Source organism: Bacillus cereus group sp. N12, from assembly GCF_016483575.1.
Lineage (GTDB): Bacteria > Bacillota > Bacilli > Bacillales > Bacillaceae_G > Bacillus_A > Bacillus_A toyonensis.
In genome coordinates this window covers 49,841-74,807 of record NZ_JAEHBO010000017.1, presented here as the reverse complement: position 1 = coordinate 74,807, position 24,967 = coordinate 49,841, and the positions used below count along the sequence as shown (strand labels likewise).

Here is a 24,967-nt window from a genome sequence, read left to right as displayed (position 1 = left end):
TTCGTATGGGAGTAGCAATCCGTATGGCCATCCTCACCAAAGTGTAGTAAGGAGATTGAAACGGCACGGTATAATGATATATGGAACAAATAAACGCACTGTAGAAGTGAATACAGATGGGGAACATATTATGATAGGGTCTAGTGGATTCATGCCATTATTGAAGTAATTCATACATTAGAGATGGAGACCGTCCCTTTTTGGAAAAAATGAATAACATATATTATAATTACGAGAGACGTAATTATAATATATGTTTCGTTAAACAAAATGGAAATTTCATTGGAATGTATAGACAACTACTTGTGTGTATATTAAGATGGGATTAGGCGAATAAGGTAATAAGAACAAGTAGGAAAGTTCATGGGAAAGGGTCGATGAAAATGAAAACGCAAATTGTCATCAATGCCAAAATTTACACAGGTCAAGAAGTAGTGGAAAACGGATTTATTCGTTACGCAGAAACAATTAAAGAAATTGGTTTGATGGCTCAATATGTACCACAAGAAGATGAAACTGTTATTGATGCTACAGGGAAGATTGTAATTCCAGGTATGATTGATGTTCATATTCATGGTGGATACGATATTGATGCGATGGATGCAAATAGCGATGGATTAGTAACTCTAGGTAAAGAAATGTTAAAAGAAGGGGTTACAACTTACTTCCCGACAACAATGACACAAGCTCCAGAAGCGATAGAAGCCGCACTAAGTGCTGCAAAGGAAGCGAAAGAAAAAGGAGCACATTTCGAATATATTCATTTAGAAGGACCGTATGTTTCAAAAAAACGTGCAGGTGCACAACCATTAGAACATATCGTTCCTGCGAATATTGAACAGTTTAAACAATGGCAGGAAGCAAGCGGTAATTTAGTTAAGTTAGTAACATATGCACCAGAGGAAGAAGGAGCATTAGAGTTTGAACAGTATCTTGCTGAAACTGGTGTTGTTGGCACAATGGGGCATACAGATGCAATTGATGCGCAACTAAAAAATAGAAACATTACACATGCAACACATTTGTACAATCAAATGCGTGGATTACATCACCGTGAACCAGGAGTTGTTGGTCATGTGTTATTAAATCCAGATGTAATGGTTGAAGTAATTACAGATGGCATTCATATTCACCCTGATATGGTGAAATTAGCATATAAATTAAAAGGGCCGAAAAAAGTAAGTGTCATTACTGACGCAATGCGAGCAAAAGGTCTTGAAGATGGATTATATGAACTTGGCGGACAGCCAGTACATGTAAAAGATGGTAGTGCTCGATTAGAAGATGGAACGTTAGCTGGTAGTATTCTAAAAATGGATCAAGCTTTCCGAAATGTAATTGAATTTACAGGATGTTCAATCGAAGACGCAGTACGTATGACATCAGTTAACCAGGCAGAAGAGTTTGGATTAAATAATAAAGGTGCGTTAGCGGTAGGGAAAGATGCAGACTTTGTTGTGATGACTGAAAATTTACATGTATATGATACCGTTCGTTTAGGAATTCATATGAAGGAAGGGAAGTAATTAAATGAATATTCTTGTTGTAAAAACTCCAGAAGAATTAGCAGAAGCAGGTTATAAATTAATTGAAGAAGTTGTAAAATCAAAAGAAAATCCAACATTAGGAATGGCTACAGGAAGCTCTCCATTAGGTATTTATGCAGAAATGCGAAAAAATAAACTTGATACAAGTCATGCAACCACTGTAAACTTAGATGAGTACGTAAATTTACCACACGAAGATAAAAACAGCTATCACTATTTCATGCAAGAACAGTTGTTTGATTATCTTCCATTTAAACAAACTTATGTACCAAACGGGATGGCAAGTGATTTAGAGGAAGAGTGCACACGTTACGAGAGCATTCTAGCTGCTAACCCAGTTGACCTACAGATTCTTGGAATCGGTGAAAACGGTCACATCGGATTTAACGAGCCAGGAACAGCATTTAATTCTCCAACTAACATTGTTGAATTAACAGAATCTACACGCCAAGCAAACCTTCGTTTCTTCGAAAAAGAAGAAGATGTGCCAACTCATGCGATTACAATGGGAATTGGAAGCATTATGAAAGCAAAACAAATTCTACTTGTTGCTATGGGGCCTAAAAAGGCAGAAGCACTTAAAGAGTTATTGCAAGGTGAATATAGTGAAGCGTGTCCTGCTACAGTTTTACAACGTCATCCGAATGTAACCGTAATCGCTGATCAAGAAGCTCTATCTTTATGCAGTGAGGCGATTGCTGATGAACATCGACAAGTATTCACCATTTCCGATCTATTATCAGATTCAAGAGTGGGTGAAACAGCTAATTGAGGACGGCGAATGGAAGCCGGGAGACAAAATCCCATCTGAGAATGAACTTTGTGATAAGTTCGAAGTGAGTCGTATGACAATCAGACAGGCGATTAATAATTTAGTGGAACAAGGCTATTTATATCGGAAACGTGGAATTGGAACGTTTGTCCAACTTCCGAAAGTGGAACAAAAATTGCAAGGAATGACGGGATTCACAGAAGATATGATTTCTCGCGGGATGAACCCAAGTAGTCAATTACTTAGTTTCCGCCTAGTTCCAGCTACTGCGAAAATAGCAGACCGGTTGAGAATACAGGAGGGGGAGTCGGTTTATGAAGTGAGGCGTATTCGCTTAGCTGATGATGAACCGATTGCTTTTGAGACGACATATTTGTCGCCAGCTCTTGTAAAAGATATTAACGAAGAAATATTGCAACAATCTTTATATGAACATTTAGAGAAAAAACTGGGCTTTAAGCTTGTTAGCGCTACTCAATCAATTGAGGCTTCCATTGCAACGGATAATGAAGCTGAACATCTGCATATTCCTAAAAAGGCGCCTGTGCTTGTAATGCGCCAATGGTCATATTCAGAAGGTGAGATACCGTTAGAGTATGTGAAATGTATTTATCGTGGGGATCGTTATAAATTTATTACAAACATCGCACGTAATAAATAATATATTTCAGTTTGTAAAGTACAGTAAATTTTAAAGTGTTTAACATGTAAAGAAATAAAAATACGACTCATCCTTATAAGGAGTGAGTCGTATTTTTATTATGAGTAATTACGTGGTTAACAGCATCTTTAACCGTATTTACTACATAGTGAGCGTGCTCTTTTACTGCGTCATCTGCTTGAGACATAGCAAAACTGTGAGGAGTTAAAGAGAACATTGGAATATCATTATAAGAATCCCCTATGCAAGCAATTTCCTCTGGTTGTATTTGAAATTCTTTTAATAAAATAGAAATAGCAGAACCTTTACTAATATTAGGTGGCATTACATCTAAACATTGTTCTGCTGAAATGAAGGTGCTAACTTTCCCATGAAATTTTTCATCAATTTTTTTCTGAAGGAGTTGTAAGCTTTCCTTCGTTCCACCGACAGAAATTTTATTTGGAAAAATTGTATCATCAATTTTCTGTAATAGATTAGGTTCTTCAACAGAAGTCATCGTTACTTGTTGTTCAAGTTCATGAATAAACGGTGTTTTTTCTTCAATGTAGTAGCTATGTTCATCACTTACATAACGGAAATAAGGGTCTTCATTTGTCATAGCTAACAAATCTGGAAGAATGCTGGAATCGAAAGTTGCAGATAATAGCTTCTTATTTTCATGTGTATATACAAAAACACCATTTACACTAATGCGATGGAAATTTGTATTAACCGCTCTCATTAAGTCTGCAATTTCATTATCAAGTCTTCCAGAAGCGAAACAAAGAATTACATTTTGTTCAGCTAAGCTGCGCAAAGCGATAATATCTTGTTCGTCGATAAAACCTCCGTGTTGCATCATTGTTCCATCAATATCACTTACAAACATTTTAATCATGTTGCAATCTCCTTTCTATGTACAGTTGCCCTTACATTATACGCATCATATACAAACATGTCTAAAAAATGAATTTTTATTAAATGGTAGATGTTTTACATTGACGACAAAGAAGAATATTCTGTAACATAAAAGCAGGCTATTTAAGTACGAGGGTGGTGTTATATGAGTAATTATCTAGAAATTAAAAAAGTTTTAAATAATAATGTCATCATTGCTAGCCATCCTGAACACGAGGAAGTAGTAGTGATTGGTAAAGGAATTGGATTTGGAAAAAAAGCGAAAGATGTATTGGAGCAAGAACAAATTGAAAAAATGTTTGTTTTAAAAAATGAACGTGATCGAGAACAATACAAACTGTTAGTGCCGCATGTGAGTGAAAAATTAATTGAATTAATGAATGACATTATGTTCTACATTCAAGAAAAGGCAAAATCGCCATTAAATGAACATATTCACATCGCTTTAACAGATCATATTTCTTTTGCAGTTAAGCGGTTAAAACAAGGACTTACAATAGATAATCCTTTTCTGGTTGAAACGAAAATGCTGTATCCAGAAGAATACGAAATTGCTGAAGGTGTTGTAGACCTTTTAAATTCTCGTTTGCAAATTACATTGCCAGAAGGAGAAATTGGTTTTATTGCACTCCATATTTACAGTTCACTTACAAATTCAGATTTATCTTCAGTTAATCAAAACTCCCGTCTCATTGCACAACTTGTATCTTTAATTGAAACAAGCTTACAAATTACATTAGACCAAGAAAGTATTCACTATTTGCGCCTTATTCGTCATTTACAATATGCTATTGAACGGGTGAAAAAGGGAGAAAAAGTTGAGGAATCACAAAGCTTTGCTGATTTATTAAAGGCAGAATATCCCGTCTGTTATAATTTAGCCTGGAAGCTGGTTAAGGTCATGCAAAAAGAATTGCAATTGCCTGTATATGAAGCTGAAAGTATTTATTTAACAATGCACTTGCAACGATTAGTGAAAGCGGAGCATGTGTAAAAAGACATATATTTTTGTCTAAAATGAAAACGTTAAAAAAAATCATTGAATCGCTTACAATAGTTATGTATAATAACTATTGCAAAGTTATACAAATTTCGACAAACACATTAAGGTAAGTAACGAAAACGTTTGCCTTAATTATAGTGAACTTATACGTAAACCTATTTTTGACACGTGTTACTGATTCGATCAGGCATGAGTGGAGAAAAGCCAGGAATGTAAGCTAGAGAAAGGGATATACTACCCTTTGTATAGCTATCGTTCTATCTTTTTTTCCTCATGCCTTTTTGGCGTTTGTCGGAAGGTATCAATATAGATAAGAGAGGAAGGGTTTCCATGTTTAAGAAGATCTTTGGTGTTCTTCAAAAAGTCGGGAAAGCGTTAATGCTTCCAGTAGCGATTTTACCGGCAGCAGGTATTTTACTTGGATTTGGTAATGCATTTCAAAATCCACAGTTAACAAATGTTATTCCTGCTTTAAAAGCAGATTGGTTCGTAATGGTTGCAAAAATTATGGAACAATCTGGTGATATTATTTTCGCTAACCTTGCATTATTATTCGCAGTTGGGGTAGCAATTGGTTTAGCAGGTGGAGACGGAGTAGCTGGTTTAGCAGCATTCGTTGGCTACCTAATTATGAACAAAACGATGAGTGTGTTCTTAGAAGTAGATAAGTTAGTAAAAGTAACAAGTTCTGGAGCAGACCCAGTGAAAATTGGATTTGCAGATCCAGCATATGCGAATGTATTAGGAATTCCAACGCTACAAACAGGAGTATTTGGTGGTATTATCGTCGGTATAGTAGCGGCATATTGCTATAATAAATACTTCAATATTGAATTACCTTCATACCTAGGTTTCTTTGCAGGTAAGCGTTTCGTACCGATCGCAACTGCAACATTCTCTTTAGTAGTAGGTATTATCATGTGCTTCATTTGGCCATACATTCAAGGTGGCTTAAATACGTTCTCACATCAAATGATTGATGCGAATAGAACGTTAGCAGCATTTATTTTTGGTTTAATTGAACGTTCATTAATTCCATTTGGATTACATCACATTTTCTATTCACCGTTCTGGTTCGAATTTGGTCAGTACACAAATGCAGCTGGCGAATTAATCCGCGGTGACCAAAAAATCTTTATGGCACAGTTAAAAGATGGTGTAGAATTAACAGCAGGTACATTTACAACTGGTAAGTATCCGTTCATGATGTTCGGTCTTCCAGCAGCAGCTTTAGCAATGTACCATGAAGCACGTCCAGAAAATAAAAAATTAGCAGCTGGTATTTTAGGTTCTGCTGCATTAACATCTTTCTTAACAGGTATTACAGAACCACTTGAATTTTCATTCTTATTCGTAGCACCAGTATTATTCGGAATTCACGCTGTATTTGCTGGTCTATCATTTATGACAATGCAAATTTTAGGTGTTAAAATTGGTATGACATTCTCTGGTGGTTTAATCGACTTTATGTTATTCGGTGTATTACCAGGCCGTACAGCATGGTGGTGGGTAATTATTGTTGGTCTTGTACTAGCAGTTATTTACTACTTCGGATTCCGCTTTGCAATCCGTAAATGGAATTTAAAAACACCTGGTCGTGAAGTAGCAAATGCGAATGACGGCGCAGGAAAAACAGAAGCAGGTGAACTTCCTCGAGAAGTATTAGTAGCACTTGGTGGTAAAGAAAACATTGCTTCTTTAGATGCTTGTATTACTCGTTTACGTGTTCAAGTTAACGAACAAAAGAATGTAAACAAAGACCGCTTAAAAGAACTTGGAGCGGCTGGTGTACTTGAAGTTGGAAATAACATTCAAGCTATTTTCGGACCAAAATCTGACACATTAAAATCACAAATTCATGATATTATGTCAGGTCGTACACCTCATGTTGAAAAAGAAGAGCCTGTAAAGGTAGAAGAAACTCCTCAAAAAGTTGATGAAAATGAAACAATCGTATCACCAATTGAAGGGAAAATCTTACCGATTACAGAAGTACCTGATCAAGTATTCTCAGGAAAAATGATGGGAGACGGATTTGCAATCGAGCCAACAGAAGGAACAGTAGTTTCTCCAGTTAATGGTGAGATCGTCAATGTATTCCCTACAAAGCATGCGATTGGTATTCAATCTGAGGGTGGAAAAGAGATATTAATTCACTTTGGTATTGATACTGTAAAATTAAATGGTGAAGGATTTGAGGCACTTGTAGCGCAAGGCGACAAAGTGAAACAAGGACAACCATTATTAAAAGTAGATCTTGCATTCGTAAAAGAAAATGCACCATCTATTATTACGCCAATTGTATTTACAAATTTACAACAAGGGCAACAAGTCCAATTGAAAAAAGATGGAAATGTTAAGAAGGGCGAAAACGCTATTATTGACATTCAGTAGGAATTTGACGCAAAATGTTTATAATTATAATAGGCGATGTGGTTGACCGAACATCGCCTATTATATACAATAGATGATGTAGTACTCACGTCTATACAACTAAAAAAACTGTAATTTAAAGGAGATAAATTATCATGGAAAAAATCTTTAAAGTAACTAGCGACTCAGGAATTCATGCACGTCCAGCAACTCTACTTGTAAACACTGCAAGCAAATTTGGTTCTGACATTAACTTAGAGTATAACGGAAAAAATGTTAACTTAAAATCAATCATGGGCGTTATGTCTTTAGGCATTCAACAAAACGCAGAAATTAAAATCACTGCAAATGGTGATGATGCAGCTCAAGCACTAGCAGCTATCGAAGAAACTATGAAAAACGAAGGATTAGGAGAATAATGACTCTTAATATTCAAGGGATCGCTGCATCAAGTGGGATTGCTATTGCAAAGGCTTTCAGACTTGAGAATCCTGAATTTAACATTGAAAAGAAATCAATTACAAACGAAGCTGCTGAAATTGCACGCTTAGACGCTGCGCTTGAGAAAGCAAAAACTGAATTAGAAGCAATTAAGGACCACGCTTTTGCTGAGCTGGGTGCTGATAAAGCTGCGATCTTTGAAGCACATTTATTAGTATTAAATGATCCAGAACTAGTAAACCCGGTAAAAGATAAAGTAAATAGCGAAAAAGTAAATGCTGAATTTGCAATGGATGAAGTTGCATCAATGTTTATTTCTATGTTTGAAAACATGGATAACGAATATATGAAAGAACGTGCTGCGGACATTCGTGACGTAACAAAACGCGTTCTTGCACATTTACTAGGAATTAACTTCTCAAACCCTGGTACAATTTCTGAAGAAGTAATCATTATTGCTGAAGATTTAACACCATCTGATACAGCTCAGTTAAACCGTAAGTATGCAAAAGGTTTCACGACTGATATCGGTGGACGTACATCTCACTCTGCAATTATGGCTCGTTCTATGGAAATTCCTGCAGTTGTTGGTACGAAAGTTGTTATGGAGAAAATCCAAAATGGCGATATCGTAATCATTGACGGTTTAGATGGAGAAGTAATTGTAAACCCATCGGAAGAAACTCTTCGTTCTTTTGAAGAAAAGAAAGCGAAATTTGAAGAGCAAAAAGCAATATGGGCAAAATTAAAAGACCAAGCTACTGTAACGAGCGATGGACATCACGTTGAGCTTGTTGCTAATATCGGAACACCAAATGATGTACAAGGTATTATCGATAATGGCGGAGAAGGCGTTGGTTTATACCGTACAGAATTTTTATACATGGGCCGTGACAATCTTCCAACAGAAGAAGAGCAGTTCGAGGCGTATAAAGCAGTTCTTGAAGGTGTAAAAGAAGGTCAACCTGTTGTTGTTCGTACACTTGACATCGGTGGAGATAAAGAGCTTCCATACTTACATTTACCAAAAGAAATGAACCCATTCTTAGGATACCGTGCAATTCGCTTATGTCTTGATGAGCAAGATGTGTTCCGTACACAACTTCGTGCATTACTTCGTGCTAGCGTATACGGTAACTTAAAAATTATGTTCCCAATGATTGCAACTCTTGATGAGTTCCGTCAAGCGAAAGCGATTTTATTAGAAGAGAAAGCAAAGCTTGTAGAAGCGGGTACAACTGTTTCTGATTCTATTGAAGTGGGTATGATGGTTGAAATTCCAGCTTCAGCAGTATTAGCAGATCAATTCGCAAAAGAAGTTGATTTCTTCTCTATCGGAACAAATGACTTAATCCAATACACAATGGCTGCAGACCGTATGAACGAACGTGTAGCTTACTTATATCAACCATATAACCCATCTATTTTACGTCTTGTAAAAATGGTTATCGATGCTGCTCATAAAGAGGGCAAATGGGCTGGTATGTGTGGTGAGATGGCGGGAGATTCACTTGCCATCCCATTATTATTAGGATTAGGCTTAGATGAGTTCAGTATGAGTGCAACATCTATCCTTCCTGCAAGAACACAACTAAGCAAGTTGTCAAAAGCAGAAATGGAAACATTAGCAGAAAAAGCATTAACAATGTCAACTGCTGAAGAAGTTGTTGAATTAGTTAAAAGCATATAATCAATAAAAAAACCTGAGTCGATTTGAAATCGGTCTCAGGTTTTTTCTATGAGAAAAGTAAATCTTATTTGCTTACTATCGAGGATAAGAGACAGAATTAGATAGCGATTGCAACGATATCAGTTGGGCATACACGTAAAATACCAGTAAAAGTATTTCGATTTTGATTGTTCTTATCGTCTTTATTGTTATCTTTGTCGTCTTTGTTATTACGAGCTAAAGCAGAGAAAAGAGCAACACCGTTAGCGAAACCTTCAAAAATTACATTGTTGAAAGTACCATTACCTCTAATGCTTAAAAGAGAAAGCTCTGTTCCAACTGAAATGCTAGCAAGTACGTTACATACAGCTGGTTGTTGTGGTTTTACCTCTCTCTCTTTCTCACGATGGTCGCGATGGTCACACTCTCTTTCACGATGATGACAGTCTCTAAAGTTATCACAGCATCCAAATGATCCAAACATAATCCTCATCACCCCCTTCACACTTATAATCTATGTAAGTTCGGTAGTTAGTGACTGGACAGAGCGTGGAATTTTTTCTAGGGTATTTTCTCATTTTAAAAGACTAGCTGGGTGTTTAGTACGGAATGATGTTTAAAATAGGGGAAATATCACAAAAAAGTGTAAAGACCACCAAAATGAATGAAATAGGTAGGCTTTACACTTTTTTACTTTTATATAAAACAATGATATATACTGGGAGAGCTAAGAGTAATGGTGCAATGGATCGTGCAGTATGTTTTTCTGCGTCTAATTGGAACGCTTCTTCTTTTGGGAATTGTAACACTGATATGTTTGCAGCATCGCCAATAAAATATAGAAGTAGTACAGTTACTATGTAACTTAAAAGTGCGATAAAGCTTCCGTATGAACTCAATGAAAATCCCTCTCTTGTTATCTATTTGTTATCATTGTATCATAATTGTAACAAAAATACACGGTTATATTTCGATACTTTAACAAATTTCGACACAAAACGTCATATTTGTTTATGGAATTTACATAAACTGTACTGTTTATCTATCTGTAGATATCCAATAACACATTGTAATATTACGGATGTGTGACAGAGTATAAAAAAACGAAGGTAATGAAATTACCTTCGTTTTTACTATTTTGCCCATTCACTCACTTGCTCTACGCTCATTCGTGGTGCAGGGTGGCCTTTTAAAGTTGATTCACCAATTGTAATAAGCATAATTGGTACGTATCGAGATGAAACATTGAATTCTTCTGTAAGTGCTTGTGGATTGAAACCACCGATAGCGCAAGTGTCCCAGCCAGTTGCTTTAGCTGCAAGCATAAGTTGCATTGCTGCTAAAGATGCATTTGAAAAAGCAGCATCTCTTGGAAATTGTTCACGAGTATATGCAGATTCAATATTTTTAGCTAAACGCTCTTTTGCTTCTTCTTTCATAAAGCCTTGTTCAACAATTGGACCATAAACGGGTGCAACATTTTTATAAGCTTCTAAATCACCTAAAACAGCGACTACTGCAGAAGCATCGAGAATTTGTTGTTGGTTATAAGCAATTGGATGTAATCGTTTTTGTACATCTTCTCCTTGGAAAACAAGGAATTTCCAGTGCTGTAGGTTCCAAGCAGAAGGTGCTTGTGCAGCTGCTTTTAAAATTTCATGTAATTCTGTCGATGAAATTTCTTTGTCTGGGTTGAATGCACGTGTAGACGTGCGTTCATATAGAACGTTAAAAAAGTTATCGTTTGTCATTATATATCCTCCAAATTACATATCAAATTATTTAAAAATAAATGTAATATCTTCTACTTACATTTTGTAAGTTGTCGAGTTTAAGAATATAATATCTTTATTTTAATTGTCAAGTTTTAAAGAGTAAGCTAGGGCATTCATACAAACGATACAATTCCTATAATCATACACTAAAAAAGGAATTTATAGAGTGAAAAAGCGAAGATTACATTCTCAATTAGCTTGTTGCTATGTATCCCTCACGCATTAAAGTTTTTGGGAATAGCTATTTATAAAACGTTTGTGAGGAATTCTGTAGAACAAGATATATGAAGTGAGTGAAGACTAGTGATGAACATACTACATTTTTTATTAGAGAATACGGTTTTCCAAAATGTACTACAAGATCTTAAGTTAAATGTCCTTTATATAGAAAATGGATGCACACATCAACAAACGATTGAAAATATTCATCCCAAATGCATGTTTATAGCAAATAGTTTTGAAGAAGGAGAACTATTGTTTCATAAGACTAAACCGCATATTGTAATTATGTATGTAACAGATTTTTCTCAAATAAAATATATAAAGAATATGTATAATCCACATAGTACATTCATTGTCATTTGGGATCAACAAATAACAAATGAGTTTACAGAGGTGCTTACGTTAGGAATACGTAATATTGTGATAGCACCAGTAACTCCACAAGTAGTTTTAGAAGAAGTAAATAAAAGTTTGTATCAACTTTCTTTAGTGCGGCAAGTAAGTTTGCAACAAGAACTACTGCAGATGATGTTTGATTTTCACAATGATCTATTATTTATAGTAGAAGATGATGAGATTGTTGATTGTAATACGAATTTTTTAGAGTTTTTTGGATATGAAAATTTGTTTGATTATCGTGAGCAACATTTAGTGTTTGCCGAACATTTTATTAGAGAAAATGGATATTATTCGACGACTCATGATATAACATGGTTAGATGATACATTATCATATGATAGAAGAATTAAGATGTCTAATTATGAAGGAATTGTATCAACTTTTTTATTACGTGCGACGCCGTTACCAGAAGATTTATCGAGATTTATTGTAAAGTGTACAGAGATTACAGAATTAGATGAAATCTATCAAGAACAAGAAAGACTTGCCATGATAGATTCATTGACAGAGATTTATAATCGTTTGAAGTTCCAACAAATATTAGAGGTAGAGTGGGATAATGTAATACGTAACGATGAAAAAATGGCAATTATATTATTTGATATAGATAATTTTAAAACAGTAAATGACACATATGGTCATGATTTTGGAGACTTAGCATTAATACAACTTGCAGAACTTATGAAGTCTAAAGTAGAGCAACAACATGTATTTGCAAGATGGGGAGGAGAAGAATTTATTATATTAGTGACAAATACAGTAGAAAAAGAAGCATTTCAAGTTGCAGAATCATTGCGCTTTTTTATTGAAACAAAACAATTCTCTGGAATTTCGAAATTAACAGCGAGTTTTGGAGTAGCGTTATATGAGAAAGGAATTACAAGAGAAGAATTAATGCAGCGAGCGGACATTGCATTATATGAAGCGAAAAAAAATGGGAAAAATCAGGTATGTATATATAGAAAAGAAAAAATGTGATTTTTCGCAACTAATTGTTGCGATTTTTTTTTATTGCCTGATAATAGTAGTAGGGAGACCATATGTAATGAAGTAATTATGGAGGAACAATATGATAAAAAAAATAATAGTAGTTGCTTCACTATGTACTGTTGTTTGCGGCGGAGTATACTATGCTTTCTATGCTCCCAGTGTAATGGAACAAACAGTGTTAACTACTAATGTGGCCCCGGCTATTGGGTCAGAAGTGCAAGATAATATAGAAGAAAAAGAAGAGAGACAAATTGATTATGCTAGTATATCTCAAAAATTAGATCAATATTTAGTAGGAAAGCAATTTAATGGGACAGTTTTGGTGACTGATAAAGAGCGTGTTATATTGAATAAAGGATATGGATATGCTGATGTTCAAAATAAAATAGAAAATACACCTCAAACAAAATATCGTATCGGTTCTATTACGAAAACAGTAGTTGCTACATCTATTTTACAGCTACAAGAACAAGGGAAATTAAACATTCAGGAAAATGTAAATACATATATTCCTTCATTTCCAGCAGATAAAAATATCACTTTATATCATTTATTAACGCATACATCGGGTTTACCGGAAAGCGGCAAAGGAAAAGTGAATGCGGCTTCTCGTATAAACTTAGTAAATTGGATTGGAAGTCAAAAAGTAGAGTTTCCACCAGGAGCAGGTTGGAGATATACAGATTATAATTATATGGTGCTTGCTTATATTATAGAAAGCATATCAAAAAAAACGTTAGGAGATTACATAAAAGAAAATATATTTATTAAAGCAGAAATGCACGAATCTGGTATGGGAAATATGGCTCCGGGAGATCAGCATTTTACTAAAGGGTACGTTAAGAAAGATAATGTACTTGAACCTGCACAAAAATTGTCAATGGATTGGTTATACGGTTGCGGCGAGATGTATACGACAGTTGGAGATATGAAGAAATTAGACGAAGCAATTATAAATGGGAAACTTCTTTCTGAACAAAGTATGCAAGCGATGTTTTCACCTTCAGAAGAACGGAAATATGCATTTAGTTTTTATATATACCCAGATTATTTTCATAATCATGGTGTACTATCTGGTTGGAACACTTTCAATAATTTTAATAAAGAAAAAGGGACTTTTGTTATTTTATTTTCAAATGTGAAAAATAGTATGGATGATGATTTTAATAATGAGTTTCGAAAGATGGTAAATGATTTATTAGAACAAAGGGGATGAGAATATGGAAAACAAAATTTTATCAATAGGTTTCATCGGTATTGGTGTAATGGGAAAAAGTATGGTTCGTCATTTAATGCAAGAAGGTCATAAAGTATATGTATATAATAGAACGAAAGCGAAGACAGATTCTTTAGTACAAGATGGTGCAAATTGGTGTGATACACCGAAAGAGTTAGTGAAGCAAGTAGATGTTGTAATGACTATGGTTGGATATCCACATGATGTTGAAGAAGTGTACTTTGGAAGTGAAGGGATTATAGAGAATGCAAATGAAGGCACGATAGCCATTGATTTTACGACATCTACACCAACATTGGCAAAACGTATAAATGAAGTTGGTAAAAGAAAGAATGTATTTACGTTAGATGCCCCAGTATCTGGAGGAGATGTTGGTGCTAAAGAAGCAAGACTTGCAATTATGGTCGGTGGAGAGAAAGACATATATGATAGATGTTTACCGTTATTTGAAAAACTAGGAACAAATATTCAGTTACAAGGACCAGCTGGGAGTGGACAACATACGAAAATGTGCAATCAAATTGCAATTGCATCCAACATGATTGGAGTATGTGAAGCTGTTGCTTACGCGAAAAAGGCTGGACTAAATCCAGATAAAGTATTAGAGAGTATTTCAACAGGTGCAGCAGGTAGTTGGTCATTAAATAATTTAGCTCCTCGAATGTTAAAAGGAGACTTTGAGCCAGGGTTTTACGTAAAGCATTTTATGAAAGATATGAAAATCGCTTTAGATGAGGCTGAAAAATTACAATTACCAGTACCAGGTTTAAGCTTGGCGAAAGAATTGTATGAAGAGTTAATTATGGATGGAGAAGAAAATAGCGGAACACAAGTGTTATATAAAAAGTATATAAGGGGGTAAATGAGATGGATCTCCAAAAGTTTGATGAGATGATTGATGCTGTGCAGCGAGCAACTTGTATACAAATCAATGAAAAACAAAAGGAAGCCTTTAAACAAAAATATGATTTTGAACCAAACTTTGAATATGGAAGAGATGAGAAAGGGCATTATGTCATTCGAACCTCAAAAAAGATGTTAGAAGAAATGGAGTTTTATTTGGCATTAAAATATGATCGTGATGGAGTGGATCTTTATATGCAAGCTGAGATTGACGATATATGTCATGTGTCTGTTAGCTATAGTGAAGATGCGTTACATCTACAAGAATTGTTTCAATTTCTAGAAGAAAATAAATAAAAGTCCTCATTTGAGGACTTTTATTTATTTAGGTAAATATATTTCATTTTTATAATTATAAGCTAGAAGCTCGACGGCACCGTTCAACCGGGAACGGGATAACTTGCGCCATGTGGTTAGCGCCAAATTGTTTTGAGCGAGCGTGGCGTAATATATAAAATGCGCACAGAATAGCAACAGGAATAGCGCCGTATAAACTAAAAAATAAAGCGCTTACACAAGAGGCGACAAAACCTAAAACACCAACTTCTAACTCTTCCATAATAGCTCCTAAAATAACAGGAATAGCTCCGCATAAAACTCCTAGTATAAGTGCGATAAGTAAACTCATGATTATCCCCCTCTGTTTGCAATATTATTTTCCTTCTTATTAGTTGTAGTATATCATATATAAAACAGAATTTTCAGAAAAAAATCAAAAAAGTTCAACAAATGTTCAAAAAGTGTTGAGAAATACACTTGAAAAATCGAGTGGATAGATTGTTTCTTGGAAGAAGAGGAAAGATGCTTTGAATAAATAAAAAATCAGGCCTATTTCATTTTTTGAAATAAGCCTGTTCCATAGGAGGATGTATATATGTAGAGTGAATAAAAGGTTGGAAAAGGGGGTCCAAGTCCTTTTATTCAACTAGCTACCTTAATAGATTGGAACCCAGCCTTCAGTTGTAACAAAAATACGAATAGCTACAACTTGACGATCGTCCTGCAAAGTAAAATAATGTCTTGCATTTTCAGGAACAGAGATTAGGTCGCCTGGCTCAAGTTCAACGTCAAAGAATTTTCCATCTTTGCCTTCAATAGCAAAGATGCCATGGCCACTGACAATAAAGCGAACTTCATCATCAGTATGATGGTGTTCTTTTTGGAAATTAATTAATAATTTGTCAAGGTTAGGTGTGCTACTTGAAAGTGAAATTACATCATGCGCTTTATAACCTCGGCGTGCTGAAACATCAGCGATTTCTTTTGAAAAAACAGTTAATATTTCAGCTTTGTTATCATCTGTTAACGAATAATTTTCATTTAAATGAGTAGGAAGTTTAGAAATATTCCATTTCTCATATAAAACGCCTTCCTCTTGTAGAAATTTTGATACTTCCACTTCATTCTCAATGCGAGTATTTACTTCATGAATACGAATTTGCGCCATTAGAAACGCCTCCTTGAATTGATAATAGTTTTATATGAAATTGGAATAAAAACTCATAAGCTTCTAATCTTTTCTTTGCATCAAAGCTATCTCGGCCCCATACAGTGATGCCGTGATTTCGAATTAATACTGCTCCCGAATCTCCTTGTATATGTTTTCGGAAGTTCTCCCCAAGTGTTGGGATATGAGCATGGTTTTCGATAATAGGAATGTGAATTGTTGCACCTTCCTCCCAAATATCAAGAGCTTTAATGATTTCTTGATTTTGAAGGGTGACTGTATCGCTATACAAATTTGTGATGACATTGTTATCCGTTGTATGAACATGAAGTACGCACCCGGCATTCGTATTGTTATAAATATGTGTATGCAATATTGTTTCTGCTGAAGGGCGTAATTCAGTCTCTAAAACAGGAACTCCTGCATGATCTACTAATAGAAAATCATCTGGAGTGGTTTTTGTTTTATCTTTACCGCTTGCTGTAATAAGGAAAGTAAGCGGCTCATGACTAACTTTTATAGAAATATTGCCACTTGTTGCTGGAAACCAATTTCGAGTTGTTAATTCTTTTTTAATCTCGCTTAAGTCATACCATTGACGAAACAGTTGTTTCATGATTTCACCTCCAACAAATGTTTTAATTCAGCTTGAACATCGTGAAATGTTTCAAACGGTGTATAAACAATATGATTTTCTTTACACTTTGTAATAAGGAAATCGCGAGCGAATACTTTATCTGCTTGTTTCGCAGCTTGTAAATCAGTAATAGAATCTCCGATTACAATATGGAAATTATTTGTATCACTTAATTTGCGGATTAAAGATGATTTACATAATCCACAATGATTTTGACAGTAATGATCACAAGGGTTAGGCCACTTAACTGTAATGTATTCATTTGAAAAGTCTGTTTCATTACAGTAAATTTGCTCTTTTGGAATGATTCCTTGTAAGAGTGGATAGACGAAGAAATCCATTCCACCTGATACAACGTAAAAAGAAATATTATTTTCATTTACAAATTGTATAAATTCACGAAAGCCACTACGAATTTCGGCAGTTTCTTTTAAAAATTGAATTATATCATCATGCAAATTAGTAGGTAGCAATTGAAATAATTGAGAAACACCTTCTTGAATAGAAAGCTCTTGTGATAAAATTCTTTGCTTTATTTCTTCTGCTTCTGGTGGTGCGAATTTTTCCATAATCGACATAATGTTATCGTTATTTGTAATCGTACCATCGAAATCACAAAATACTTGAATACTCATAATTTCACCTCATAAGAGGGATTTCCCCATATTTGTAGTGCGCTATGCAAATTTATGTCATCTACTTCATGGAGTAGATTACCTTGCAAAGTAGCATCAATTGCAGTACGGAAAGCCTTTCCACCACCTTGCGCCCCATACGGATGCCCATGTATGCCGCCGCCCGCATTAATAACAACATCTTTACCGAAGTCTCGTAGAATAAAGGGAACGAAACCAGGATGAATGCCAGCAGATGGGACAGAGAAACTTTTCTTGAAAAATGCATCGTCTTCAGTTAGATAGTTTGAAATGTTGAAAGCATCTTCCTTTTCTAACGCAACACTTCCGTATGGAGACGGGAATAAAGAAAAATCAGCACCAGCATAACGTAGTAGCTTTCCAAGTAATAATGGAGATGAGACCCCATATAGCTTGGATGCTGAATAAGCACCACTTACAGCAGGGTGTGCCATAATAGGAACTGGGATTTCATCATCTTCTGCCAGTGATTGTAGTACATCTAGTCCGTAAGCAAATACATTAAATAATAGAATATCAGCACCAGCCTGCACTGCGCGTTTCGCATTTTCTTTTAAGTCGAAAGTTCGCCCTGTTAAATTTACGGCATATAATGTTTTATGGCCGTATGTTTCATATACGGATTGTAAAACTTCTTTTCCAGATACAATTCGCTTCGCAAGTGGTGTTAAGGAGTTCTCGAATAAAATTTCATCATCTTTTACGATATCCACACCACCAATTGCTTGATCGCGTAATTGAGTTTTTAAGTATCCAATATTTCGTCCAATCATTCCTTTGAAAATGCTCATTAAAAGGGGACGGTTATACACTTGTACACGATTTCGAATACCGTCTATACCGAATTTTGGACCAGGGAAGTGCTTTTTTAATTCGTCTGAAAACGTTAAGTCAATTAATTTCACTTCGCCATCAAGTGATAACTTTCCGAATGTAGTTGTTAAAATCGCTGGTAAATCTGGACTGAAATTTAATAATGGGTATTCGATTTTAATAATCCCACGTTTTACTTTTTTGCGTAGATACGAATTGATATGTTCTTGTTCATCTAATTCCTCAATATGAATGACGTTGCCTTTATGTTGTTTTAATTGTTCTTGTAATAAATGTGGCAAATGAGTCCAAGAGCCAATTGTTAAACCGAGTGCAATTTGTTCAGCCTTTTTGTCTAAGTTAAGTGAATCGTCATGGATTAAATACGTCGCTATAATTCCGCTCATTGTTATAACCTCCTAGTTAAATAAAAAAACCTCTCAGCTAAGGAGAGGTTTTTTTACAACCAGCTCCTTATCTGTCAGCGTAATGCTGCGAGAATTAGCACCGTGTCTACAATTGTAAATCGGTTGCCGGGTTTCGTCGGGCTCGTCCCTCCACCTGCTCTTGATAAGAAGTATTTAGAAATGTTTAAATTTTTAAGATAACTGAATTTTGTCAGATATTTTTCATGTTGTCAACGACTTTTTGAAAAAATTTAATTTATCAATTCGATTAATTGCTTCTCGTAATCGTTCTTCTGTATGCAAGAGACCAACGCGGACGTATCCTTCACCGTGTTCACCAAATCCAACACCAGGAGCAACTGCAACGTGTGCTTTTTCTAGCAAAATATCAGAAAATTGCTCAGATGTATAGCCTTCTGGTACAGGAAGCCATGCAAAGAAGGAGCCGGTTGGGATGTCTACATTCCAACCGATAGAGTGACAAGCTGAAATAAGAGCATTTCTTCGAGATTCGTAACTATTTACAAGATCTACGACGCAAGATTGTGAACTTAATAGCGCTTCGCGGGCAGCGTCTTGAACTGCACCAAAAATACTAACATACATATGATCTTGCAATAGGTTAATTGTTTCGATGACACTTTCATTCCCTATGGCAAAAGCAATACGCCATCCAGCCATATTGAAAGTTTTGGATAATGTGTAAATTTCAATTCCTATATCTTTTGCACCGTCTGCTTGCAAGAAACTAACCGGTTTTTGACCATCAAATCCGATTGCACCGTAAGCAAAATCGTGAACGACTAATATATTATGTTTATTAGCAAAATGAATGGTTTCATCAAAGAAATCTTTTGATGCAGTAGCACCAGTAGGATTGTTTGGATAGTTTAAAAACATTAACTTTGCTTGTTTCGCAATAGCGTCATCAATTTTTGTATAATCTGGTAAAAATTTATTTTCGGCAATAAGCGGCATTGTTTCAAATTGCGCTTTTGCTAAAGCAACTCCGGATAAATAATCTGGATAACCTGGATCGGGAACGAGAATCGTATCACCAGGATTGGTAAAACACATTGGTAATTCTACTAATCCAGCTTTTCCACCAAACAAAATAGCAACTTCAGTTTTTGGATTTACTACTACATCATATTCACGTTGATAGAATGTTGCCACGGCTTCTTTTAAGCTTTCGTGTCCGCGAAATGGCGGATATTTATGATGAATGGTCTTTTCTGCAGCATGTTGTAAAGCTTTTACGATATGCTGCGGTGTTGGTTGATCTGGATTACCTTGACCTAGATTAATAACATCGTGACCAGCCGCAACGACTTTGTTAACTTTTGCAACAAGTGAAGCGAAAAATTGTGTTGGCAATGATGTTACTATCTCAGAAGGTTGAAATAATTTCATACTTTCCACCTCTTTTGAAAGTTGTTACAATTCTAGTGACAAATGATATAATCTTTCCAGTATTTTGTAAAGAGAAAATTAAGAATGGGGCTGAAAAAATGAAAGTCGCATGTATTCAAATGGATATTGTATTTGGAGATGTAGAAAAAAATATGGAGAACGCTAAAAACAAAATAAGCGAAGCGATGAAGGAAAGACCAGATGTTATCGTCTTACCAGAACTATGGACAACAGGATATGATTTAACGAGGCTTTCTGAAATTGCAGATAGGGATGGATTAGAAACGAAAGAAAAGTTGAAAGAATGGTCGAAGCAATATGGTGTACATATTGTTGGTGGTTCTATAGCAAAGCAAACAGAGCAAGGGGTTACCAATACAATGTATGTCGTAAACAACGAAGGAGATCTAGTCAATGAATATAGTAAAGTACATTTATTTCAGCTTATGGATGAACACAAATATTTAATAGCCGGTAATGAAACAGGTGAGTTTAAACTAGATGATATCGAGTGCGCTGGCACAATTTGCTATGATATTCGTTTTCCAGAATGGATGCGCGTTCATACTGCTAAAGGGGCAAAAGTTATATTCGTTGTAGCAGAATGGCCATTAGTTCGTTTAGCACATTGGCGTTTGCTATTGCAAGCAAGAGCAGTTGAAAATCAATGTTATGTTGTTGCATGCAATAGGTCAGGAAAGGATCCGAATAATGAGTTTGCAGGTCATTCTCTAATTGTGGATCCTTGGGGTGAAGTCGTGGTAGAGGCAAATAAAGAGGAATCCATTTTATTTGGAGAACTTACATTCGAGAAGATTAAAGAGGTACGTAAAGGAATTCCAGTTTTTGCAGATCGCCGTCCAGAACTATACAAATAAAATATTGACAAGTGATTTTTATTCTTGGTATAGTCTTCAACATAAAGTTAAAAATTCTAAAAAATTATATAACTCTTATCAAGAGCAGGTGGAGGGATTTGGCCCGATGAAGCCCAGCAACCGACCGTAATACCATTGTGAAATGGGGCGTTTATGACGCCAAAAGGCACGGTGCTAATTCCAGCAGAAAGTAAAATTTCTGGCAGATAAGAGGGGAGAAGATAAACTTCAAACCTCTTTCTTAGTGGAAAGAGGTTTTTCTGCGTTAGAAAAACCTCTGAATTTAAAAAGGAGGAAAAGACGATGGGATATTATTCATTAACAGAAGTAACAGCTGTACAATATGCGAAAGAACATGGATATTTTGACAAGAAGGCGAATGTAGTTTGTCATGAAATAGGAGATGGAAATTTAAATTACGTGTTCAAATTAGTTGATGGAGAGAGAGCAATTATAATAAAACAAGCACTTCCATATGCGAAAGTAGTTGGTGAGAGCTGGCCGTTGTCTATAAAAAGAGCGACGATTGAAAGCAAGGCATTACAAATTTTCGCTAAGTATGTACCAGATTATGTTCCGGTAGTGTACAGTCATGATGAAGAGTTAGCAGTTACAGTAATAGAAGACTTATCAAGACTAACAATTACAAGAAAAGGATTAATAGATGGAGAAGGATATCCACTTTTATCCCAGCATATCGGTCGTTTTCTAGCACATGTTTTATTTTATACTTCAGATTTCGGTTTACAGTCAGAAGAGAAAAGGGTGCTAGAAGGTACATTTGTAAATCCAGACCTTAGTAAAATTACAGAAGATTTAGTTTTTACGGATCCGTTTGGACATTACGATACGAATGATTATGAGTCAGATTTACAGTCAGTGATTGATGAACTTTGGAGTGACAAAATTTTAAAACTAAAAGTAGCACAATATAAATATAAGTTTTTAACGAGAAAAGAAGCGCTTATTCATGGTGATTTACATACTGGTAGTATTTTTTCATCACCTTCTGAAACGAAAGTGATTGATCCAGAATTTGCAACGTACGGTCCATTAGGCTTTGATATCGGTCAATTTATTGCAAATCTATTATTAAATGCTTTATCGAGAGAAGAAGAAAAGAGAAGTGTACTATTTTTCCATATAGAAAAGACATGGAGTTATTTTGTAGAAACTTTTACGAAGTTATGGATTGGAGAAGGTGTAGAAGCATATACGAAAGAAAAACAATGGTTACCAATTATTTTGCAAAATATCTTTACTGATGCCGTCGGATTTGCCGGATGTGAACTGATTCGTAGAACAATTGGTTTAGCTCATGTAGCGGATTTAGATGAAATAGCAAATAAAGAAAGAAGAATTCAAGCTAAGAAGCAAGCGCTGTACTTAGGAAAAGAACTAATAAAATATGAATCTAAGTGTGCTGATATTCAACTGTTTCGAACATTATTTCAACAGACAGTTTCAGGAGGCATAAAAGCATGAGTACATTTGTAACTGTTCCGAGGTCTGTAAGTTGGAAAGGTGATGCAATTGCGGTATTAAATCAAACAAAGTTGCCGCATAGTACAGAATATAAAACGTTGACGACTATTGAAGAGGTATGGAAAAGTATTGTAATGTTAGAAGTACGCGGAGCACCCGCAATTGGAATTGTAGCAGCATTTGGTTTGGCGCTTGCATCAAAAAAATATAACACGATACATATTGAAGAATTTCAGAAGATATTTAATAGAGATTGTAACTATTTAGGGACATCACGACCGACGGCAGTGAATTTGTTTTGGGCAATTGATCGTATGAGAGAATCTATTCGAGAGATTACTACAATAAAAGAAGCGCAAAAAACATTAGAAGAAGAAGCGCTTCGCATTCAGCAGGAAGATGAAGAGGTATGCCGGAGTATTGGGGAACATGCGTTAACATGCTTTACAGACGGTGATAACATTTTAACAATTTGTAATGCTGGAAGTATTGCAACTGCAAGGTATGGTACTGCATTAGCGCCGTTTTATATCGGGAAAGAAAAAGGTGTACACTTACATGCGTATGCATGTGAAACGAGACCGGTTTTACAAGGTGGCCGTTTAACGACATGGGAGTTAAAGCAAGCGGGTATTGATGTGACGCTTATTACAGATAATACGGCAGCTCATGCAATTCGTACGAAAGAAATTGATGCAATTATCGTAGGGGCAGATCGAATTGTCGCAAATGGAGATACGGCAAATAAAATCGGAACAATGAATTTAGCTATATTAGCAAAGTATTTCGAAATTCCATTTTACGTTGCAGCTCCGTTATCTACGTTTGATATTACGAAACAAACAGGTACCGAAATTGTTATTGAAGAAAGAGATGAAACAGAAGTTACGAAAATTTTTGGCAAACAAGTGGCACCGATTGGTACAGATGTTTATAATCCTGCATTTGACGTAACACCGCATGAATTAATTACAGGTATTATTACTGAGAAAGGTATTATACGTGGAGATTATGAGCGAGAAATTGCATCATTATTTGAAAAACAAGCTAATACATAATAGCTTGTTTTTTTATGCCTAAATGTGCCTTTTCCCCTTATTTATATAATGAAAGGAGGAGAGAAGGATGGAAGAGTGGATCGGGATGATAGGTAATGTAGGCTTTCCAATTGTTGTAACATTATATTTACTCCATCGGATTGAAAGTAAATTAGATGGGATAACTGTTGCGATAGAGAAACTGCCACAGCAATTACTAAAGTACGATGATCCTCGTGATAAAAAATAAAGTTTGCTCTTCGTGAGCAAACTTTATTTTTTTATCACGCATTAACTGCCCGTAAAAGCCCGATTGGTGAGGGCTACGAATCAGTGGGGGATGAAGCCCCACTGATTAAAGTTTCACTTTATTGAGCAATATAACCACCATCGATAACGACAGCTTGACCAGTTATGCCTTTTGCTTTTTCACTCGCTAAAAACATAGCATAATCAGCAATTTCTTGTACTTGTAATAAACGTTTTTGTGGTACAAGTGGATAAATGACATCTTCTAAAACATTTTCAAGCGGTACATTTCGTGTAGTAGCTAAGTCTTGTAGTTGATTACGTACAAGAGGGGTATCGACATAACCAGGGCAAAGTGCATTAACAGTAATTCCATGGGTAGCACCTTCTAATGCGGCAACTTTTGTCAGTCCAATTACGCCATGTTTTGCGCTATTGTAGGCAGCTTTTCCGGCGAATCCGACAAGGCCATTAATAGAAGCGACGTTAATAATCCGGCCGTATTTTTGTTTTTTCATAATAGGAAAAGCGTGTTTGATGGCGATAAATGGAGCGATTTGCATAATTTTAATAAGAAGCTCGAATTTCTCAGTTGGAAAATCTTCAATCGGTGAAACATGTTGCATTCCTGCATTGTTAATTAATATGTCTAATGAACCGAAATGACTAACTGTTTGAGAAAGCGCTGCTGTAATTTCTTCTTCAGATGTAACGTCACATTTTAAACCGATAGCTTGAAAGCCTTCTTTTTGTAATTGTTCAGCAGCTTCTTTCGCACGATCTTCAAGGCGATCAGTAATAACAACTTTTGCGCCTTCTTTTGCAAAGGTATTCCCCATTTCATAACCAATACCACTCGCAGCACCTGTTAAAAAGACAACTCGATTTGTAACCATGATGAAAAACACTCCTTCATAATAAAAGTTCCCTCATTGCTCTATTTAGAGGGGGAACTACGAAATTCCTGCAAACATTTGGAAAAAATCCGTTAGCTATCTTGTTTTACAAAATAGTCTCTGCTATACTATTTTGTAAAGCAAGATACTTACGCTT

At 35.6% G+C, this 24,967-nt stretch carries 26 protein-coding genes, 1 pseudogene and 2 riboswitches; of the genes and pseudogenes, 16 read left to right on the top strand and 11 right to left on the bottom strand.

Annotated elements, in window-relative coordinates:
* The 4 genes and pseudogenes from JDS92_RS11695 to phnF form a co-directional block, all read left to right on the top strand.
* Window positions 1-169, top strand: a pseudogene (locus tag JDS92_RS11695) (ComEC/Rec2 family competence protein); the annotation flags it as partial.
* Between the two features lie 214 nt (window positions 170-383).
* Complete coding sequence (gene nagA / locus JDS92_RS11690) at window positions 384-1,526, top strand: N-acetylglucosamine-6-phosphate deacetylase (RefSeq protein ID WP_199631963.1); 1,143 nt, start codon at window positions 384-386, stop codon at window positions 1,524-1,526.
* 4 nt (window positions 1,527-1,530) lie between these two features.
* Window positions 1,531-2,319, top strand: coding sequence for a glucosamine-6-phosphate deaminase (gene nagB, locus JDS92_RS11685; RefSeq protein WP_001024199.1), 789 nt, complete (start codon window positions 1,531-1,533; stop codon window positions 2,317-2,319).
* On the top strand, window positions 2,249-2,980 hold the full coding sequence (phnF, locus tag JDS92_RS11680; RefSeq protein ID WP_073990542.1) for a phosphonate metabolism transcriptional regulator PhnF: 732 nt from the start codon (window positions 2,249-2,251) through the stop codon (window positions 2,978-2,980). Before nagB ends, phnF begins: the two co-directional genes overlap by 71 nt.
* A 73-nt stretch (window positions 2,981-3,053) precedes the next feature.
* On the opposite strand, the gene JDS92_RS11675 is transcribed toward phnF, so the two are convergent.
* Entirely contained in the window at window positions 3,054-3,860 is an 807-nt protein-coding gene (locus JDS92_RS11675; RefSeq protein ID WP_000594219.1) for a Cof-type HAD-IIB family hydrolase, read from the bottom strand.
* A gap of 165 nt (window positions 3,861-4,025) precedes the next feature.
* Here JDS92_RS11675 and glcT point away from each other — a divergent pair, with 165 nt between their 5' ends.
* From glcT to ptsP, 4 genes are all read left to right on the top strand, one after another.
* Window positions 4,026-4,874, top strand: coding sequence for a glucose PTS transporter transcription antiterminator GlcT (gene glcT / locus JDS92_RS11670; protein ID WP_000073868.1), 849 nt, complete (start codon window positions 4,026-4,028; stop codon window positions 4,872-4,874).
* Between the two features lie 339 nt (window positions 4,875-5,213).
* Window positions 5,214-7,277, top strand: a complete 2,064-nt coding sequence (gene ptsG / locus JDS92_RS11665) for a PTS glucose transporter subunit IIABC (RefSeq protein WP_199631962.1) — start codon at window positions 5,214-5,216, stop codon at window positions 7,275-7,277.
* Between the two features lie 134 nt (window positions 7,278-7,411).
* Complete coding sequence (gene ptsH, locus JDS92_RS11660) at window positions 7,412-7,675, top strand: phosphocarrier protein HPr (protein ID WP_000411080.1); 264 nt, start codon at window positions 7,412-7,414, stop codon at window positions 7,673-7,675.
* Window positions 7,675-9,387: a phosphoenolpyruvate--protein phosphotransferase gene (gene ptsP / locus JDS92_RS11655; RefSeq protein ID WP_000174209.1), complete on the top strand. Its 1,713-nt coding sequence runs from the start codon at window positions 7,675-7,677 to the stop codon at window positions 9,385-9,387. Before ptsH ends, ptsP begins: the two co-directional genes overlap by 1 nt.
* Before the next feature lie 97 nt (window positions 9,388-9,484).
* On the opposite strand, the gene JDS92_RS11650 is transcribed toward ptsP, so the two are convergent.
* The 3 genes from JDS92_RS11650 to JDS92_RS11640 form a co-directional block, all read right to left on the bottom strand.
* On the bottom strand, window positions 9,485-9,850 hold the full coding sequence (locus tag JDS92_RS11650) for a DUF3915 domain-containing protein (protein ID WP_000468033.1): 366 nt from the start codon (window positions 9,848-9,850) through the stop codon (window positions 9,485-9,487).
* Window positions 9,851-10,046: 196 nt separating this feature from the next.
* On the bottom strand, window positions 10,047-10,265 hold the full coding sequence (locus JDS92_RS11645) for a hypothetical protein (protein WP_000100489.1): 219 nt from the start codon (window positions 10,263-10,265) through the stop codon (window positions 10,047-10,049).
* Window positions 10,266-10,499: 234 nt separating this feature from the next.
* A complete protein-coding gene (locus JDS92_RS11640) occupies window positions 10,500-11,117 on the bottom strand; it encodes a nitroreductase family protein (protein ID WP_000180373.1) in 618 nt (205 codons plus the stop codon).
* Window positions 11,118-11,447: 330 nt separating this feature from the next.
* Here JDS92_RS11640 and JDS92_RS11635 point away from each other — a divergent pair, with 330 nt between their 5' ends.
* The 4 genes from JDS92_RS11635 (at window position 11,448) to JDS92_RS11620 (ending at window position 15,189) form a co-directional block, all read left to right on the top strand.
* Window positions 11,448-12,740 carry a GGDEF domain-containing protein gene (locus tag JDS92_RS11635; RefSeq protein WP_001023176.1) on the top strand — a complete coding sequence of 431 codons (1,293 nt, stop codon included), beginning with the start codon at window positions 11,448-11,450 and terminating at the stop codon, window positions 12,738-12,740.
* A gap of 91 nt (window positions 12,741-12,831) precedes the next feature.
* On the top strand, window positions 12,832-13,968 hold the full coding sequence (locus JDS92_RS11630) for a serine hydrolase domain-containing protein (protein ID WP_000591854.1): 1,137 nt from the start codon (window positions 12,832-12,834) through the stop codon (window positions 13,966-13,968).
* A 4-nt stretch (window positions 13,969-13,972) separates the two neighbouring features.
* Window positions 13,973-14,851: an NAD(P)-dependent oxidoreductase gene (locus JDS92_RS11625; RefSeq protein WP_000428222.1), complete on the top strand. Its 879-nt coding sequence runs from the start codon at window positions 13,973-13,975 to the stop codon at window positions 14,849-14,851.
* A 5-nt stretch (window positions 14,852-14,856) separates the two neighbouring features.
* Window positions 14,857-15,189, top strand: a complete 333-nt coding sequence (locus tag JDS92_RS11620; protein ID WP_000365606.1) for a DUF3909 family protein — start codon at window positions 14,857-14,859, stop codon at window positions 15,187-15,189.
* A gap of 55 nt (window positions 15,190-15,244) precedes the next feature.
* Here the strand turns inward: JDS92_RS11620 and JDS92_RS11615 are convergent, their stop codons facing one another.
* The 6 genes from JDS92_RS11615 to JDS92_RS11590 all read right to left on the bottom strand — a co-directional run bounded on the left by JDS92_RS11615 (window position 15,245) and on the right by JDS92_RS11590 (window position 20,265).
* Entirely contained in the window at window positions 15,245-15,520 is a 276-nt protein-coding gene (locus JDS92_RS11615) for a hypothetical protein (protein WP_097958032.1), read from the bottom strand.
* Window positions 15,521-15,826: 306 nt separating this feature from the next.
* Window positions 15,827-16,339, bottom strand: coding sequence for a 1,2-dihydroxy-3-keto-5-methylthiopentene dioxygenase (locus JDS92_RS11610; protein ID WP_199631961.1), 513 nt, complete (start codon window positions 16,337-16,339; stop codon window positions 15,827-15,829).
* Window positions 16,317-16,955, bottom strand: coding sequence for a methylthioribulose 1-phosphate dehydratase (locus JDS92_RS11605; protein WP_000811318.1), 639 nt, complete (start codon window positions 16,953-16,955; stop codon window positions 16,317-16,319). The genes JDS92_RS11610 and JDS92_RS11605 overlap by 23 nt, the downstream gene beginning before the upstream one ends.
* Window positions 16,952-17,611 carry a 2-hydroxy-3-keto-5-methylthiopentenyl-1-phosphate phosphatase gene (locus JDS92_RS11600; RefSeq protein WP_000027454.1) on the bottom strand — a complete coding sequence of 220 codons (660 nt, stop codon included), beginning with the start codon at window positions 17,609-17,611 and terminating at the stop codon, window positions 16,952-16,954. The genes JDS92_RS11605 and JDS92_RS11600 overlap by 4 nt, the downstream gene beginning before the upstream one ends.
* Window positions 17,608-18,852, bottom strand: coding sequence for a 2,3-diketo-5-methylthiopentyl-1-phosphate enolase (mtnW, locus tag JDS92_RS11595; RefSeq protein WP_000014210.1), 1,245 nt, complete (start codon window positions 18,850-18,852; stop codon window positions 17,608-17,610). Before mtnW ends, JDS92_RS11600 begins: the two co-directional genes overlap by 4 nt.
* Window positions 18,853-18,916: 64 nt before the next feature.
* A riboswitch (SAM riboswitch) is annotated at window positions 18,917-19,022 on the bottom strand.
* Between the two features lie 52 nt (window positions 19,023-19,074).
* On the bottom strand, window positions 19,075-20,265 hold the full coding sequence (locus tag JDS92_RS11590) for a pyridoxal phosphate-dependent aminotransferase (protein WP_000765539.1): 1,191 nt from the start codon (window positions 20,263-20,265) through the stop codon (window positions 19,075-19,077).
* 14 nt (window positions 20,266-20,279) lie between these two features.
* Here JDS92_RS11590 and JDS92_RS11585 point away from each other — a divergent pair, with 14 nt between their 5' ends.
* From JDS92_RS11585 to JDS92_RS11570, 4 genes are all read left to right on the top strand, one after another.
* Window positions 20,280-21,143, top strand: coding sequence for a carbon-nitrogen family hydrolase (locus tag JDS92_RS11585; RefSeq protein ID WP_140158503.1), 864 nt, complete (start codon window positions 20,280-20,282; stop codon window positions 21,141-21,143).
* A gap of 72 nt (window positions 21,144-21,215) precedes the next feature.
* Window positions 21,216-21,356: riboswitch (SAM riboswitch) on the top strand.
* A gap of 90 nt (window positions 21,357-21,446) precedes the next feature.
* The gene (gene mtnK, locus JDS92_RS11580) at window positions 21,447-22,628 is read left to right on the top strand and encodes an S-methyl-5-thioribose kinase (RefSeq protein WP_199631960.1); all 1,182 of its coding nucleotides are present in this window, start codon (window positions 21,447-21,449) and stop codon (window positions 22,626-22,628) included.
* On the top strand, window positions 22,625-23,686 hold the full coding sequence (mtnA, locus tag JDS92_RS11575) for an S-methyl-5-thioribose-1-phosphate isomerase (RefSeq protein ID WP_087969743.1): 1,062 nt from the start codon (window positions 22,625-22,627) through the stop codon (window positions 23,684-23,686). The genes mtnK and mtnA overlap by 4 nt, the downstream gene beginning before the upstream one ends.
* Window positions 23,687-23,753: 67 nt before the next feature.
* Window positions 23,754-23,915, top strand: coding sequence for a YvrJ family protein (locus tag JDS92_RS11570; RefSeq protein WP_000393323.1), 162 nt, complete (start codon window positions 23,754-23,756; stop codon window positions 23,913-23,915).
* 118 nt (window positions 23,916-24,033) lie between these two features.
* On the opposite strand, the gene JDS92_RS11565 is transcribed toward JDS92_RS11570, so the two are convergent.
* Window positions 24,034-24,810, bottom strand: coding sequence for a 3-hydroxybutyrate dehydrogenase (locus tag JDS92_RS11565; RefSeq protein WP_199631959.1), 777 nt, complete (start codon window positions 24,808-24,810; stop codon window positions 24,034-24,036).
* Window positions 24,811-24,967 lie beyond the last annotated feature (157 nt).